Origin of the sequence: Pseudomonas sp. RIT-PI-o (genome assembly GCF_001297215.1) — a bacterium.
GTDB lineage: Bacteria > Pseudomonadota > Gammaproteobacteria > Pseudomonadales > Pseudomonadaceae > Aquipseudomonas > Aquipseudomonas moraviensis_A.
Window position 1 is genome coordinate 297,131 of record NZ_LHPA01000024.1, and the last position, 15,844, is coordinate 312,974.

Annotated in this window: 12 protein-coding genes; 2 read left to right on the forward strand and 10 right to left on the reverse strand. The window is 60.1% G+C overall.

Annotation, left to right across the window (positions count from 1 at the left end; genetic code table 11):
• Position 1: 1 nt before the first annotated feature.
• Together AEQ63_RS16520 and pilB are read right to left on the reverse strand one after the other, a co-directional pair.
• Entirely contained in the window at positions 2–1,219 is a 1,218-nt protein-coding gene (locus AEQ63_RS16520) for a type II secretion system F family protein (protein ID WP_064364125.1), read from the reverse strand.
• Between the two features lie 2 nt (positions 1,220–1,221).
• The gene (gene pilB / locus AEQ63_RS16525) at positions 1,222–2,922 is read right to left on the reverse strand and encodes a type IV-A pilus assembly ATPase PilB (protein ID WP_042610478.1); all 1,701 of its coding nucleotides are present in this window, start codon (positions 2,920–2,922) and stop codon (positions 1,222–1,224) included.
• Between the two features lie 226 nt (positions 2,923–3,148).
• Here pilB and AEQ63_RS16530 point away from each other — a divergent pair, with 226 nt between their 5' ends.
• Both AEQ63_RS16530 and AEQ63_RS16535 read left to right on the forward strand, forming a co-directional pair.
• Positions 3,149–3,586 (forward strand): pilin, encoded by a 438-nt coding sequence (locus AEQ63_RS16530; RefSeq protein ID WP_064364126.1) that lies wholly within the window; start codon positions 3,149–3,151, stop codon positions 3,584–3,586.
• A gap of 300 nt (positions 3,587–3,886) precedes the next feature.
• A complete protein-coding gene (locus tag AEQ63_RS16535) occupies positions 3,887–4,240 on the forward strand; it encodes a BON domain-containing protein (protein WP_064364127.1) in 354 nt (117 codons plus the stop codon).
• Between the two features lie 268 nt (positions 4,241–4,508).
• Here the strand turns inward: AEQ63_RS16535 and AEQ63_RS16540 are convergent, their stop codons facing one another.
• The 8 genes from AEQ63_RS16540 to folK form a co-directional block, all read right to left on the reverse strand.
• On the reverse strand, positions 4,509–4,808 hold the full coding sequence (locus tag AEQ63_RS16540) for a DUF2845 domain-containing protein (protein WP_064364128.1): 300 nt from the start codon (positions 4,806–4,808) through the stop codon (positions 4,509–4,511).
• Positions 4,805–7,756, reverse strand: a complete 2,952-nt coding sequence (locus AEQ63_RS16545; protein ID WP_064364129.1) for a DUF748 domain-containing protein — start codon at positions 7,754–7,756, stop codon at positions 4,805–4,807. The genes AEQ63_RS16540 and AEQ63_RS16545 overlap by 4 nt, the downstream gene beginning before the upstream one ends.
• 220 nt (positions 7,757–7,976) lie before the next feature.
• A complete protein-coding gene (locus AEQ63_RS16550; protein ID WP_064364130.1) occupies positions 7,977–8,993 on the reverse strand; it encodes a class I SAM-dependent rRNA methyltransferase in 1,017 nt (338 codons plus the stop codon).
• Between the two features lie 135 nt (positions 8,994–9,128).
• Entirely contained in the window at positions 9,129–11,066 is a 1,938-nt protein-coding gene (acs, locus tag AEQ63_RS16555; protein ID WP_064364131.1) for an acetate--CoA ligase, read from the reverse strand.
• 200 nt (positions 11,067–11,266) lie between these two features.
• Positions 11,267–12,931, reverse strand: coding sequence for a glucose-6-phosphate isomerase (gene pgi, locus AEQ63_RS16560; RefSeq protein ID WP_064364132.1), 1,665 nt, complete (start codon positions 12,929–12,931; stop codon positions 11,267–11,269).
• 369 nt (positions 12,932–13,300) lie between these two features.
• Positions 13,301–14,161, reverse strand: a complete 861-nt coding sequence (gene panC, locus AEQ63_RS16565) for a pantoate--beta-alanine ligase (protein WP_042610470.1) — start codon at positions 14,159–14,161, stop codon at positions 13,301–13,303.
• Entirely contained in the window at positions 14,158–14,958 is an 801-nt protein-coding gene (gene panB, locus AEQ63_RS16570; protein WP_042610469.1) for a 3-methyl-2-oxobutanoate hydroxymethyltransferase, read from the reverse strand. The genes panC and panB overlap by 4 nt, the downstream gene beginning before the upstream one ends.
• Positions 14,959–15,356: 398 nt before the next feature.
• Positions 15,357–15,842, reverse strand: coding sequence for a 2-amino-4-hydroxy-6-hydroxymethyldihydropteridine diphosphokinase (gene folK / locus AEQ63_RS16575; RefSeq protein WP_064364133.1), 486 nt, complete (start codon positions 15,840–15,842; stop codon positions 15,357–15,359).
• Positions 15,843–15,844: the final 2 nt, after the last annotated feature.

The window sequence follows — 15,844 nt, forward strand, 5'->3', positions numbered from 1 at the left end:
GTCAGATCGCTGAGCCGAGTTGGAAGATCGGCAGGTACATGGCCACCACCAGTCCACCGACGATGACCCCCAGCACCACCATGATGAACGGCTCCATCAGGCTGGTGAGGTTGTCGACCATGTTATCGACTTCGGCCTCATAGAAACTGGCAACCTTGTCGAGCATGTCATCCAGTGCCCCGGACTCCTCGCCGATGGCGGTCATTTGTACAGCCATGTTGGGGAATACACCGGTGCTACGCATCGAGAAATTCAGCTGCATGCCGGTCGACACATCCTGCCGGACCCGCAGCACCGCACGCTTGAACACCACATTGCCGGTGGCGCCGGCGACCGAATCGAGCGCTTCCACCAACGGCACACCGGCCGCGAATGTCGTCGACAGGGTGCGGGCAAAACGCGCAACGGCGGACTTGTACATCAAGGTGCCCACCAGCGGCAGCTTCAGCAGCCAGGCATCGCGCCGGTCGCGCAGGGCCTGCGAAGTCTTCAGCGCGTGGCGAGTGCCGAAAAACGCCGCCACCAGGGCAAAGAGAATCGCCCACCACCACTGCTGCATGAACTCCGACAGGCTGATGATCATCAGAGTGAAGCCCGGCAATTCGGCGCCGAACCCGGAAAACACCGACTGGAACTGCGGTACCACTTTGACCAGCAGAATGCCGGTCACCACCGCCGCTACCAGCACCACGGCAGTAGGGTAAGTCATCGCCTTCTTGATCTTGGCCTTGAGCGCTTCGCTTTTTTCCTTATAGGTCGCGACGCGTTCGAGCAAGGTATCGAGGGCGCCAGACTGCTCGCCGGCGTCGACCAGATTGCAGTACAACTCGTCGAAGTATTGCGGTTTTTTGCGCAATGACGTGGCGAAGCTGTTACCGGCGGCGACCTCCTGTTTGACCTCGTCGACGAGTTTGCGCATGGCCGGGTTTTCGAAGCCCTCGCCGATGATGTCGAAGGACTGCAACAGCGGCACGCCGGCCTTCATCATGGTCGCCATCTGCCGGGTGAACAAGGCGATGTCCTGCGGCTTGATGCGTTGGCCGAAGCTCAGCAGGGAGGCGGATTTCTTGCGCACCTTGCCCGGGTTGATCCCCTGTTTGCGCAGCTGCGCCTTGATCAGTGCGGGATTCTGCCCACTCAACTCGCCGCTGACTTTGCTGCCTTTGCGGTCCGTGCCTTCCCAGGCATAAACGCTGACTTTTGCTGCCTTGACCGCCATGTTCAATCCTTGGTGACCCGGTTGATTTCCTCAAGGCTGGTGATGCCTTGCATGGCCTTGTGCAGCCCGGAGGTGCGCAGGTCGGCGAAACCGTCGCGGCGCATCTGGATGTCGATCTCCAGCGAATTGCCTTCGGCCATGATCAGCCGTTGCAGGTCCGGTGTGTTTTTTACCACTTCATAAATCCCCACGCGTCCTTTGTAACCGCCATTGCAGTGATCGCAACCGACCGGCTCGTAGATCGTGAAATGACCGATGCGTTCCTCGGGGAAGCCTTCCTTGAGCAAGGTTTCGTGCGGGATCTCCAGCGGCCGCTTGCAGTGCGCGCACAATTTGCGCGCCAGACGCTGGGCGATGATCAGGCTCACCGAGGTGGCGATGTTGAAACCGGGAATGCCCATGTTGTGCAGGCGCGTGAGGGTTTCCGCTGCGCTGTTGGTGTGCAGGGTCGACAGCACCAGGTGACCGGTCTGCGCAGCCTTGATCGCGATCTCGGCGGTTTCCAGGTCGCGGATCTCGCCGACCATGATCACATCCGGGTCCTGACGCAGAAACGAACGCAGGGCCTGAGCGAAATCCAGCCCCTGGCGGGGATTGACGTTGACCTGGTTGATGCCTTCCATGTTGATCTCCACCGGGTCTTCGGCGGTGGAGATGTTGATGTCGACGGTGTTGAGGATGTTCAGCCCGGTGTACAGCGACACGGTTTTACCGGAACCGGTGGGCCCGGTGACCAGAATCATCCCTTGCGGCTGTTTCAGCGCAGCGAGGTACAAGGCTTTTTGTTCGGCCTCGTAACCCAAGGCGTCGATGCCCATTTGCGCACTGGACGGGTCGAGAATCCGGATCACCACTTTTTCGCCCCACAGGGTCGGCAGGGTGTTGACGCGGAAATCGATGGATTTGCTTTTCGACAGGCGCATCTTGATCCGCCCGTCCTGGGGTTTGCGCCGTTCCGAAATATCGAGGCTGGCCATGACCTTCAAACGTGCGGCGATGCGCCCGGCCAACTGGATCGGCGGCTTGGCCACCTCGCGCAGCATGCCGTCGGTGCGCATGCGTACCCGGTAGTTTTTCTCGTAGGGCTCGAAATGCAGGTCGGAAGAGCCGCTCTTGATCGCATCGAGCAGCATCTTGTGCACGAAGCGCACGACTGGAGCATCGTCCGCATCGAGGCCGCCGATAACGTCCTGCTTGTTGTCATCGATGGACTCGACGTCGAGGCCGTCGAGATCGACATCGGCCATTTCTTCCAGGCCCGAAGCATGGCTGTCGAAGAACTTGTCGATGGCGTCGCTGAGCTTGTCGTCCTCGACCAGAATCGCTTCGGTGCTCAGGCCGGTGCTGAACTGGATGTCGCTGATTGCCTGCTGATTGCTCGGGTCGGATAGACCCACGAACAATTTGTTGCCACGTCGCCACAGGGGCAGGGCGCAGTGCTGGCGAACCAGTTTTTCACTGACCAGGCCCTTGGGCTGGGTTTCTTTGTCGAGGCAGTTGAGATCGAGCAGCGCCATGCCGAAATGTTCCGAGGCGATCTCGGCGATCTGCCGGCTGTTGACCAGTTTGTTGTGCACCAGGTAATTGACCAGCGACACACGATTGCGCTGGGCCTGCGCCCAGGATTGCCGGGCGCTTGTTTCCGTGAGCAATTCGGCCTGGACCAATTGCTTGGCCAGACCGCTCAGAGCGATGTCATTCATGGGGATTCCGCACGCTTGCCGTTCATGACTTATAGCCTAGTCAAGTGACAGCGCCAAACACGGCCGGTGCAGGTGACAAAAAGTGTCAGATAGTGCGGTTGCCGGTTGTAGGAAACGGCGTCGGGGAATGCGCGCGCCCAGCAGACGGGGGCAAAAGGGCGTTGGCATGGGCTGTGCTGAGCCTTGTTCAGATCATGAGATTTCGACTCATGCATGGAGCGTGTCTATGAAAAAACAACAAGGCTTTACATTGATCGAGCTGCTGATCGTTGTGGCGATCATCGGCATTCTGGCGACAATCGCCCTGCCGCAGTATTCGAAATATCAGGCGCGTTCGAAGGTGACGGCGGGGCTGGCGGAGATTACCGCGCTCAAAGTACCGTTCGAAGACACGATCAATCAGGGCGGCACCCCGGATCTGACGAACGTCGCCAACGGTACTACTGCCACTTCCAACTGTACGTTGGCGGTTACAGGCACCGCGTCTACAGGCGCAGGATCAATCACTTGTACCTTGCTTAACGCGCCGGGTCCGGTTCTGGGTAAAACCGTCACGCTTTCTCGATCAGGATCCGCCACGGGCAATACTTCAGGCGCATGGACCTGCGCGACAACTGTCAACGCCGATTACTCGCCTCGTGGCTGCACGGCCAGCGGTACGTAATCCGGTTCGCGCCTGAAGCCCGAATGCCCCGCACCGCGGGGCATTTTTCATTTCGCGAGCACTTCACAAAAGCTCCAATAATTTCAGCAGCTTATGAACTTTCCAAAAAACCGCAACTTGCATGCGAAATTGAAGTGAGTCATGCATTTTGCATGAAAGTGAAAATCAGCGTTTTTCATAACTGTTTGTTTTTAAACGATTTTATACGGTCGAAAAAGTTGGCACAGCGTTCGCAATATCTCCGGTAACCCTGCTGACAAGCGTTACAGCAGACTTCCAGTAAAAACAGGAGTTACTCGTATGAAGAAGTTCGCTATCACTGCCGCTGCTACCGCTCTGACCCTGACCATGGCTGGTGGCGCTTTCGCCCAGTCCGCTCAGGCTACCCAAGCGCCAATGGTTCTGGCTGCCGGTGAAGTTACCAAGGCTAAAGAAGCTACTTCCGACACTTGGATCACCACCAAAGTGAAAAGCGATCTGGTTACCGAAAAAGGTATTCCAGGCACCGACATCAAAGTCGAAACCAACAAAGGTGTAGTTTCCCTGTCTTCTGACGTAGCTGTCACCGAAGCTCAGAAAACCACCGCGGTGAACATCACCAAGAAAATCAAAGGCGTTAAAGCAGTTTCTGCTGACGGCCTGAAAGCCGACTAAGGCAAGACTTCTCGCCTGAACCGGGAGAAGACGCGACAGACGGGCCGAGCAATACGTCTGCCGCAACTTTAGAGTTCATGCGAACGGTCACACGGATGTGACCATTACAGGCCCCGGCACTTGTGTCGGGGCCTGTTCTATTCATGGGTCACACAAAGCAAATGTAGGAGTGAGCCTGGCTCGCGATGGCGGTCTGTCAGTTGACTGATGTCTCGACTGACAAACTGCGATCGCGAGCAGGCTCACTCCTACAGGGATGATATATTGATCAGTTACCGCGTTTGCTGGTGATCTGCCGCAGGCGATTGCCTTCGAAGCGCAGGTACTGGTACATGCCGTTGTTCGGGCCGTAGGTCCATTCCTCGACCTGAAACTCTTCGCGCCGATTGGCACTGCGCTTGTAGCCGAGCACGTCCCGGCCGGCCGGCTCGCCACACTTTTGCAATACCTCGCTTGCGCGGTCGCCGAGGCTGATCAACTGGCTGCCGCAGCGCAAAGTGTCCGAAGCCGACGCGTGGCCAGCAACACACATCAGAGCGATCACCGCCAGCCAATTACGCATGATCATTCGGCATCCAGATGCATTTGCGTTACCACGCGGCCATCGCTTTCGGCTTCGCCGAGGTTGGCGTCGATGAAGTACACCCGGTCATCCTCGAGCTTGCCCTTGTCGACCAGGTAATCCTTGATGGTGCTGGCGCGATCCTGACCCAACTGTCGCAGCAGCACGTCGCTGCCACTCCAGAACACAATCACGGCCTGGCGCATTTTTGCCGTGCGTTCTTCCTTGCCCAGATCCTTCCATTCTGCCGGTGGCTGGGTTTTCAGGCGGGTGCGGTAGATGCCTTCGAGCAGCGCGGCTTTCTCGCCTTCCGGCACTTGCAGCAGCGAGGCCTGGGCCGGAACTTTATCGCCACGGCGCTGAAGCATCTTGTAGTAGTTGTACTGGTATTCCCGTTCCAGACGCTGCTCCGCGAGCAATGGCCCGTCGCTGCTTTTCGCGGCAGTGCCTTCGATTTCCAGGCGCAGCGCCGGACGCTCCTTGAGCGCTTGCGACAGTTTCACCAGCGCCGCTTCGGCGTCTTTGCTCAAGTCGCTGGAGCCCGGCGCGAAGGATACGGTGCCGAGGTCTTCGGAGCCGCCACCACTGACCAGCCCACCGATCATCTTGAACGGCGCGGCGGCGGCTTTGACGATGAGGTTGCGCAGGGTCTGCCAGACGATCGGCATCACGCTGAACTGCGGATTGTTCAGGTCGCCGGTCACCGGCAATTCGATGGAGATCTTGCCGTCGACGTCCTTGAGCAGGGCGATCGCCAGTTTCAGCGGCAGACTCACCGCATCGGGGCTGTCGACTTTCTCGCCCAGTTGCAGTTGCTCGACCACGACCTTGTTCTCGGCCTTCAACTGACCCTTGGTGATCAGGTAATGCAGGTCAAGATTCAGCCGGCCCTTGCGGATACGGTACCCGGCGAACTTGCCGGAGTAGGGCGTCAGGGTCGTCAGTTCGACGCGTTTGAAACTGGTGGCGATGTCGAGGCTGGCCATCGGGTCGAACGGATTGACCGCACCCTTGATCGTCACCGGCGCATAACGGTCGACCTTGCCTTTGATGTCGACGCTGGCCGGTTTTGCCTGACGACTGTCGATGGTGCCGATCTGGCCGTTGAGCTGCTGCACGGCGGTAGCGAAATTCGGGGTCAGGCTGAAGTCGGCGAAGTTCGCCGAGCCGTCGTTGATCGCAATCGAGCCAATGTGAATGCCCAGCGGTTTGTCCTTGCCGGCCGGTTTGCTTCCGGCCGGTTTCGCACCGCTGTCCGCCGGTTGCGGAATCAGCAAATCGTCGACGTTGGTGGTGCGGTCGTCGTTGATCATGAAACGCACGTACGGCTGTAACAGGTTGACCTTGTCGATCGACAGGCTGTCGCCGTGCTGATAGTTGATGCCGTCGACCACCACTTGCTGCCATTTCAGGAAGTCGCGGGTCTTGAGCGTATCGAGGGTGTGCAACTGATCGATCTGTGCGCGGCCGGTGACGCTGAGGGCCAGCGGTTCGGTGCTTTTCAGGTCGACCTTGAGGTCACTGCCAAGCATGCCGCTGCGCAGTTCCAGACGAATGAACGGGTTGATATAGGATTGCGCGACCCGCAGGTCGACATCCTGGGTTTTCACGTTGAGCTGCGCATTCACCGGGGCCAGATTGACCGTACCGTCGGCGCTGATCCTGCCTTGCTTGCCCAGGCCGCTGTCGAGCTTGAGCTTGAAAGGCGAGCCGTTGAGGCTGTCGAAATCCTGCAGGTCGACGTTCAGTGGGGTGATGTCCAGCGCCACCGCCGGCTGTGCTGAACGGTCGGCGAGATGGACCGTGTAGTTGCGCAGTTGCACATCCTTGACCAGCACCTGCCATGGCTTGCTCGGTGCGTTCGATTCAGCCTTCGGCGAGTCGGCGGCCGCTGGTGCATCAGCCGGTTCGGCAGCGGCTTTGGCAGCCGCTTTCGACGGTTGGCTGGCGAACAGTTTCTGCCAGTCCAGTTGGCCATCGGCTTCCAGCGCCGCCCAGGTTTCCAGCTTGTTGCTGCGGATCTTGCCGACCACCACTTGCTGCTTGGCCAGGTCCAGCGAGGTTTCGCTGACGTCGAGACGTTCGAGCCTGGCCAGTGGGCGTCCATCCGGGGCCTTGATGGCGAACGGCGCGATGCTCACCGCGACGTTGTTCAGCAGCAGTTCGGTTTGTTTCGACAGGTTGAGTTTGTAGTCGGTGCTGAGGCTGACTACGCCGTTTTCCAGTACCAGCGGCACGGCGTCGCGGACGTAGGGCCAGAAGGATTTCATCTGGCCATCGGTGACTTTCAGGGTGCCTTCGGAGGTGAACGGGATCAGGCTGAAGTTGCCCGTCCAGTCGATCCGCCCGCCAGCGGGGCCGATCGCGATAAGGGTCATGTCGGCGCTGTCTTCGGGCAGGGTGCTCAGGTTTTTCAGCTCGAAACTGAGGTCGTCGTAGAGGAATTCGATCGGCTCGCTGGGGCGTGCGTCCTCGAAATGCACGACGCCGCCGGCCAGTTTGATGTTGTCGATGCGCAGCGGAAATGGCTTGGCGTCGGGATCGGCGGGTGTCGGCTCACTCGGCGGCACGTTGAACAGGCCCAGCAGGTTGAGCTTGCCGTCCTTGGCGAAGAGGATTTCGCTCTTGGGTTTGTCCAGTTCGATGTCCGACAGGTGCAGCGCTTTGGTCCACAGGCTGTCGATTTGCAGGTTGGCGTAGAGACGATCAAAGCCGACCTGTTCCTTGCCCGGCTCGCCGATGACCAGGCCCCACAGGGTGACCTCAAGGCTGAACGGGTTGAGTTCGATGCGCTGCAGATGCGCTGGCACCGTCGCGTAGTTCGCCAGTTGCTGGTTGGCCACGCGCAAGGCAATGCCCGGCAGGATCCGAAACCCCAGCAGGCTGTAGAGGGCCAGGGCTGTCAGCAGTGCGCCAATCGCGCGAATCAATCCTTTGGGCATGTGCGGCTTCATCTGTCTGAATCGGAGTGCCTTGGAGTATGGCACGCGATTCTGGTTCCGAAGTGCTTGATGTGGGACAGGATTGTTCAGAAATTTCTGTAGGAACAGATCCCCATTGTAGGAGTGAGCCTGCTCGCGATAGCGGAGTGTCAGTCAGCAATTCTGGTCACTGACAGACCGCTATCGCGAGCAGGCTCACTCCTACAACGGGCGCGGCGTCGTCAAAAAGCAATCACAGCTGCAAGATCAGCGTCTTCAGCGGTGGCTGCTGATCACGCGAGGGGAAGTCGGCGCCCGGGGTCATCACGCTCCATTCACGCACTGGGCGGCCGGCTTTTTCGGCGCAGCGCAGCACTTGTTCGCGCCAGTCGTCCATGCTGACTTTCGCCAGGTTGTTGCAGCAGATCAGCACGCCGTCATCGGCGGTAGTAAGCAGCGCGGGTTTGAGCAGGCTTTGATAATCGCGCAGCAGGTCGACGGTGCCGAATGCGCTTTTCGCCCACGCCGGCGGGTCGAGCAGCACCAGATCGTATTGGCGCTGTTCGAGGCGCTGATAGCTCGGCAACTTCTGCCCGCGCCGCTGGCTGATCGGCAGGCCAGCAAGCTGACGGATCGCCGGGAAGTAATCGGACTGAATGAATTGCATCTCCGGCAGTTGCGGGTTGAGCAAACCGTTCTCGCGCCCGACCGCCAGATTGCCCTCGGCGAAATCGAGGTTGCACACCTCGAGCGCACCGCCGGCCGCAGCACTGAGGCCAACGCCACAGGTGTAGGCGAACAGGTTGAGCACGCTTTTGCCTTGCGCGTGATCCTTGACCCAGCCGCGCGTATTACGCAGGTCGAGGAACAACAGCGGATCCTGCCCGGCATGACGCCCGCGCACGCGGTAGTTCAGGCCCCATTCATGGCCGACCAGATCGGCCAGTGCGGCGTCATCGGCTTTATAGACACTGTCCTCGCGATCAATCCGCGAATTGCCACGGGAGCGGTCGTTGTAGACCAGAAGGGTGTCGAAGCCCAGCGTCTGGTTGACCATGGCGTGCAGTTGCAGCAGGTCGTCACGCTCCAGCGTCTGATGAAAACTCTGCACCAGCAGTTGCGGGCCGTAGCGGTCGATGGTCAGGCCGCCGGCGCCTTCCTGGCTGCCATGGAACAGCCGATAGCAATCGGTGCCCTGGCTGTGCAGCGCAGCGAGCAAGTCCTGGCGTTGATCGAGGGCGGCGCGCAGCGCCTGATTCAAGGAAGACATGCGGGCGCCTTGCTGAGGGGAATTGGGGCGCGGGAGTTTAACAGTTTGCCGGGGGATCGCGTGATGGCCTTCGCGAGCAGGCTCGCTCCCACATGTGCAATGCGATCACCTGTAGGAGCGAGCCTGCTCGCGAAGCTATTGATTCAAACGTTTATCAACGAGGTCCTGCACCACGCTTGGGTCAGCCAGCGTCGAAGTGTCGCCCAGACTGTCGAGCTCGTTGCAGGCAATCTTGCGCAGGATCCGCCGCATGATCTTGCCCGAGCGGGTTTTCGGCAGCGCCGGTGCCCATTGGATCAGGTCCGGTTTGGCGAAGCTGCCGATCTCCTTGCTCACATGTGCCAGCAAGTCTTTCTTCAGCTCTTCGTTGGCCTCGGTGCCGTTCATTGGCGTGACAAACGCGTAGATGCCCTGGCCTTTGACGTCGTGTGGATAACCGACCACCGCTGCCTCGGCGATGCTGTCGTGCAGCACCAGTGCGCTTTCCACCTCGGCGGTACCGATACGGTGGCCGGAAACGTTGATCACGTCGTCGATGCGCCCGGTGATCCAGTAATCGCCATCCTCATCGCGGCGGGCGCCGTCGCCGGTGAAGTAATAGCCGGGGTAGGGCTTGAAGTAAGTGTCGATCATTCGCTGTGGATCGCCGTAGACGCTGCGAATCTGCGCCGGCCAGCTCGATTTGATCGCCAGCACGCCGTTGCCGGCGCCGTGGATTTCCTTGCCGTGTTCATCAAGCAATACCGGCTGCACGCCGAACATCGGTTGCGTCGCGCAGCCGGGTTTGATCCGTTGTGCGCTGACCAGCGGGCTGAGCATGATGCCGCCGGTTTCGGTCTGCCACCAGGTGTCGACGATCGGGCAGCGCTGTTCACCGACAACGTTGAAATACCAGTCCCACGCTTCCGGGTTGATCGGCTCACCGACGCTGCCGAGCAATCTCAGGCTTGCGCGCGAAGTTTCCTTCAACGGCCCGGCGCCTTCGCGCATCAGCGCGCGCAGGGCGGTCGGTGCGGTGTAGAAGATGTTGACCTTGTGTTTGTCGATGACCTGCCAGAAACGCGAACTGCTCGGGTAGCTCGGCACGCCTTCGAACATGAGTGTGGTCGCACCGTTGGCCAGCGGCCCGTAGACGATATAACTGTGGCCGGTGACCCAGCCGACGTCGGCGGTGCACCAGAACACTTCACCGTCGCGGTAATCGAGCACGTACTTGAAGGTCATCGCCGCTTGCAGCAAATAGCCGCCAGTGGTGTGCAGCACGCCTTTGGGTTTGCCGGTGCTGCCGGAGGTGTAGAGGATGAACAACGGGTCTTCGGCTTCCATCGGTTCCGGCGGGCAATCGTCGTCGACTTCGCGTATGGCCTGGTGATACCAGAGGTCGCGGCCCTCGACCCAATCGACCTCGCCCTGAGTGCGCTGGACGACCACAACGGTGCTGACGTTCGGGCAACTTTGCAGGGCTTTGTCGACGTTGTTTTTCAGTGGCACGAAGCGCCCGCCGCGTACGCCTTCATCAGCAGTGATGACGGTGCGGCAGTCGGCGTCGAGGATACGGTCGCGCAGGGAATCCGGCGAGAATCCGCCGAATACCACCGAATGAATCGCGCCGATCCGCGCACAGGCAAGCATGGCGTAGGCGGCTTCGGGGATCATCGGCATGTAGATGCACACCCGGTCGCCTTTCTTCACGCCACGGCTTTTCAGCACGTTGGCCAGGCGGCAGACGTGGTGATGGAGTTTCTTGTAAGTGATCTGCGCCGATTCGGCAGGGTCGTCGCCTTCCCAGAGCAGGGCAGTCTGTTCGCCACGTTGTGCGAGGTGGCGGTCGATGCAGTTGTAGCTGACGTTGAGCTTGCCGCCGGCAAACCAGGCCGCTTCACCGGTTTTCAGGTCATAGCGCTGAACGGTCTGCCACGGCGTGCTCCAGTCGAGAAAACGCGTGGCCTGCTCGGCCCAGAATGCGCTGGGGTGTTCAATCGACTCGCGGTACAGCCGCCGGTAGTCTTCCTGGCTCAACTGAGCAGCCTGGCGCACGGCATCGGCTTTGGGGAACGTGCTGATATCGAACATGACGGTTCCTTATTCTTGTGGTGCGACACGAATAAAGATGCGCCGAGCGCTGCGCAGGTTCAAGTCATGTGCCAAAACAACTGTGGGAGCGAGCCTGCTCGCGAAGGCGGAGTATCAATCAACAAAGGTGTTGAATGAAAAACCGCTTTCGCGAGCAGGCTCGCTCCCACAGGGGAACAGCGTTAGACCGAAGGCCTTTTTTAGCCGCGATGACGCCCGCGGAAGTAGTTGATCAGGCCCTGAGTCGAGGCATCGTCAGCCACGGTCTCGTCGCTGCCGACCAGACGGTTATAGACGCCTTTGCCCAGTTCCTTGCCCAGCTCCACACCCCACTGGTCGAAGGCATTGATGCCCCAGACCACGCTTTGCACGAACACTTTGTGCTCATACATGGCAACCAGTGCGCCGAGGCGGCGCGGGCTGATGCGTTCGACCACCAGGGTGTTGCTCGGACGGTTGCCCGGGATCACCTTGTGTGGCGCCAGTTTGTGCACTTCGTCTTCGCTCATGCCTTTGTCGCGCAGTTCGGCTTCGGCTTCCGGCAACGTCTTGCCGAGCATCAGCGCCTGGCTCTGCGACAGGCAGTTGGCGTACAGCCACTGGTGATGGTCGGAAACCGGGTTGAAGCTGACGATCGGCACAATGAAGTCGGCCGGGATCAATTGGGTGCCCTGATGCAGCAACTGGTGGTAAGCATGCTGGCCGTTGCAGCCGACGCCGCCCCAGATCACCGGGCCGGTATCGGTCGACACCGAGGTGCCGTCCTGGCGCACGCTCTTGCCGTTGGACTCCATGTCCAACTGTTGCAGGTGCTTGGTGATATTGCGCAGGTAGTGGTCGTACGGCAGGATCGCGTGGCTTTGCGCGCCCCAGAAATTGCCGTACCACACGCCGAGCAGAGCCAGCAGCACCGGCATGTTCTGTTCGAACGGCGCGGTCTGGAAATGCTGGTCCATGGTGTAGGCACCGGACAGCAGTTCCTTGAAGTTGGACATGCCGATGGCCAGGGCAATCGGCAAACCGATGGCCGACCACAGCGAGTAACGACCGCCGACCCAGTCCCACATCGGGAAGATGTTTTCTTCGCGGATACCGAAGGCCACAGCCGCGGCGTTGTTGCTCGATACGGCGATGAAGTGGCGATACAGCTCGGCTTCGGAGCCGCCCTGCGCCAGGTACCAGGCGCGTGCAGCCTGAGCATTCTTCAGGGTTTCTAGGGTGTTGAAGGACTTTGACGACACGATGAACAGCGTGGTCTCGGCGCGCAGTTTCTGTGTCAGCTCGTGAAATTCACTGCCGTCGATGTTCGCCAGATAATGGCAACGCACACCCTTCTGCGCGTAGGACAGCAGCGCTTCGGACACCAGTTCAGGGCCGAGGAACGAACCACCGATGCCGATGTTTACCACGTCGGTGATCGGCTTTTCGGTGTAACCGCGCCACAGGCCGTCGTGGATTCGCCCGACCAGATCAGTGATCTGGTTCAGCACCTTGTGCACTTCCGGCATCACGTTGACACCGTTGACCGACAACTTGTCGCCAACCGGCCGGCGCAGGGCAGTGTGCAGCGCCGGGCGGCCTTCGGAGGCGTTGACGATTTCGCCGTCGAACAGCGCTTGGATCGCGCCCTTCAGATCGACTTCATTGGCCAGACCCACCAGCAGGTTGCGGGTCTCGTCGTTGATCAAATTCTTCGAATAGTCGAGAAACAGGCCGCAGCTGCTGAGGGTGAATTGATTGAAACGCTGCGGATCGGCGTTGAAGGCTTCGCGCATGCTGAAATCCTGCATGGCTTGGCGGTGATCTTTCAACGCTTGCCAGGCGGGCAGAGCGGTAACGTCGTGAGGAGTGCGGTAGTACGCCATCGCTGCGGTTTTCCTTTTTACTTGAACGGCCTTTTGAACACGGTACAGATCAGCCATGCCCTTTTAGCGCATGGGATCAACTGCGTCGACACGATATCCGGACACAGGGCGAATACAGTAAACCTCGCGCCGCGTTCTGTCTTGACTTTGTCTGACCAGATCCCTGTACTTTTTTAACATCCGAACGGGAATCTGGCCGACAGACGGAGGTGCCCGGCCGAGGGGGAAGGGCCTGAAGCAATCTTTCGAGCGCCAAAAAAACCTGTAGGAGTGAGCCTGCTCGCGATAGCGGTCTGTCAGTCAAAGCGTTGTTGACTGATTTACCGCTATCGCGAGCAGGCTCACTCCTACAGGGGAAATGCGTTGTCTTCAGGTCGGGCTATCGAGATTCAGGTGCAGGTTGTCGATCAACCGTGTCGTACCGAGGAATGCCGCCGCCAGAATCACCAGATCGCGATCCTGCGCCGTCGCCGGACGTAAGGTCAGGCCATGGCGGATTTCCAGATAATCCGGGCGCAGACCGGCCGCTTCCAGCACCTGCAACTGCGCAGCTACCAGCGCCGGGTAATCACGCTGACCTTGCTTGATCGCTTCGGCAATGTTGCTCAGCACGCGGTACACCACCGGCGCCACGGCACGCTGCTCTTCACTGAGAAAACCGTTGCGCGACGACAGCGCCAGACCGTCCGCTGCACGCACGGTCGGCTCGCCGATGATCTGGATCGGCATGTTCAGGTCGTGCACCAGCGCGCGGATCACCGCCAGTTGCTGGTAATCCTTCTGGCCGAAAATCGCCAGATCCGGCTGGACCATGTTGAACAGCTTGCTGACCACCGTCGCCACGCCTTCGAAGTGCCCCGGACGGCTGGCACCACACAGGCCTTCGGAGAGTTGCGGCACGCTGACCCGGGTTTGGCCGGCCATGCCGTCGGGGTACATCTCTTCAACCGTTGGCGCGAACAGCAGGTCGCAACCGGCTTCGAGGAGCTTTTGCTGATCGGCGGCGAGGGTGCGCGGGTATTTGTCGAGGTCTTCGCCGGCGCCGAATTGCAGCGGATTGACGAAAACACTCGCGACCACGAAGTCCACTCGCTGAGTGGCTTTAGTGATCAGCGCGACGTGGCCGCTGTGCAGGTTGCCCATGGTCGGCACGAAGCCGATGCGCTTGCCTTCACTGCGCGCGCGGGCGACGGCGGCGCGCAGTTCGCGTACGGTTTTGACGGTGTTCATGCAGAGAATCCGTGTTCGATGCCGGGGAACGTGGTGGCTTTGACTTCGCTGACGTAAGCCTTCAGCGCGGCCTGGATACTGTCCTGACCTTGCATGAAGTTCTTGACGAATTTGGGTACGCGGCCGGTGATCGACAGGCCAAGCATGTCGTGCAATACCAGCACCTGACCGTCGGTGGCGTTGCCGGCGCCGATGCCGATCACCGGAATGCCCACGGCCTGGCTGATTTCCGCCGCCAGCTCGCTCGGCACGCACTCGAGCAGCAGCATCGACGCACCGGCCTGCTCCAGCGCGATCGCATCGGCCCGCATCTGCCGCGCCTGGTTCTCGTTGCGTCCCTGCACTTTATAGCCGCCGAGGATGTTGACCGCCTGCGGGGTCAGGCCCATGTGCGCGCACACCGGCACACCGCGCTCGGCGAGCAGACGGATCGACTCCGCCAGCCACAGCTGACCTTCGACCTTGATCATGTGCGCGCCGGCCTGCATCAGCATGGCGCTGTTGATCATGGTTTGCTCAAGGGTGGCGTTGGCCATGAACGGCAGGTCGGCAAGGATCAGGGCATCGCCGTTGCCACGCTTGACGCTGGCGACATGGTAGGCCATTTCCGCCGTGGTCACTGGCAGGGTGCTGTCATGACCTTGCAGGACCATGCCGAGGGAGTCGCCGACCAGCAGCACTTCGACACCGGCCTCGTTGCAGGCGTGGGCGAAGGTCGCGTCATAGCAGGTCAGCATGGTGATCTTTTCACCTTTCTGCTTGAGGCTCTGGAGCGTGGTCAGGGTGATGGCTGGCATGTAAAAAATCCTCGTTCAGGCGCTCTGGAAACTGCTGCGAGTCACGCGCGTGATTCTTCATCTACTCAGGCGCACGGTCTTGTGTCGTGCTTTAAAAGGCCTGGATTGCGCCCGTTCATGCCGGGTTGGCGGCAGCGGGACGCCTATAGTCGTGATGAGCCAAGCGGAAGTCAATTGCGTGTGTTACCGCATTGTTACGCGGGCGGTGTTACCGGCGTTACTGATGCGATTCAGCGGCGCGGCGGGCCTGAATTGGGGAATTCTTGTCTGACAAAATCCTGGATGTGAAATAAACCAATGTGGGAGCGAGCCTGCTCGCGAAGGCGGCAGATCAGTCAACATAGTGTTGAATGACGCACCGCTTTCGCGAGCACGCTCGCTCCCACAGGGGATTGCAATCAATCTGTCTGGAGGCGTTCAAGGCCGACGAACGGGCAGGCGGCCAGCAGGTCCGTCAGCCTGCGGCCATCGGCGAGACGCAGACCCTGCGGCGCCAGTTCAGCGAGGGGATAGAGCACAAAGGCGCGCTCCTGAATCTGGTAATGCGGGACTTTCAGCCGTGGCTCATCGATCAGTCGATCGCCGAACAGCAGGATATCCAGATCCAGCGTGCGTGGCCCCCAGCGCTCCAGGCGTTCGCGGCCCTGAGCGTTTTCGATGGCTTGCAAGGCGTTGAGCAGCTCGATCGGTGCGAGCGAGCTGTCGAGGGCGGCGACGGCGTTGGTGTAACGCGGCTGGCCCGGCAACAGTGAATCGCTTTGATAAAAGGCTGAAACGCCGGCAAGGCTGGTCTGCGGCAATTGCCCCAGCGCCGCAATGGCGCTGCGCAATTGGTCGGCCGGGTCAGCGAGGTTGCTGCCCAGGCCAATGTAGATGCGTTCCATGG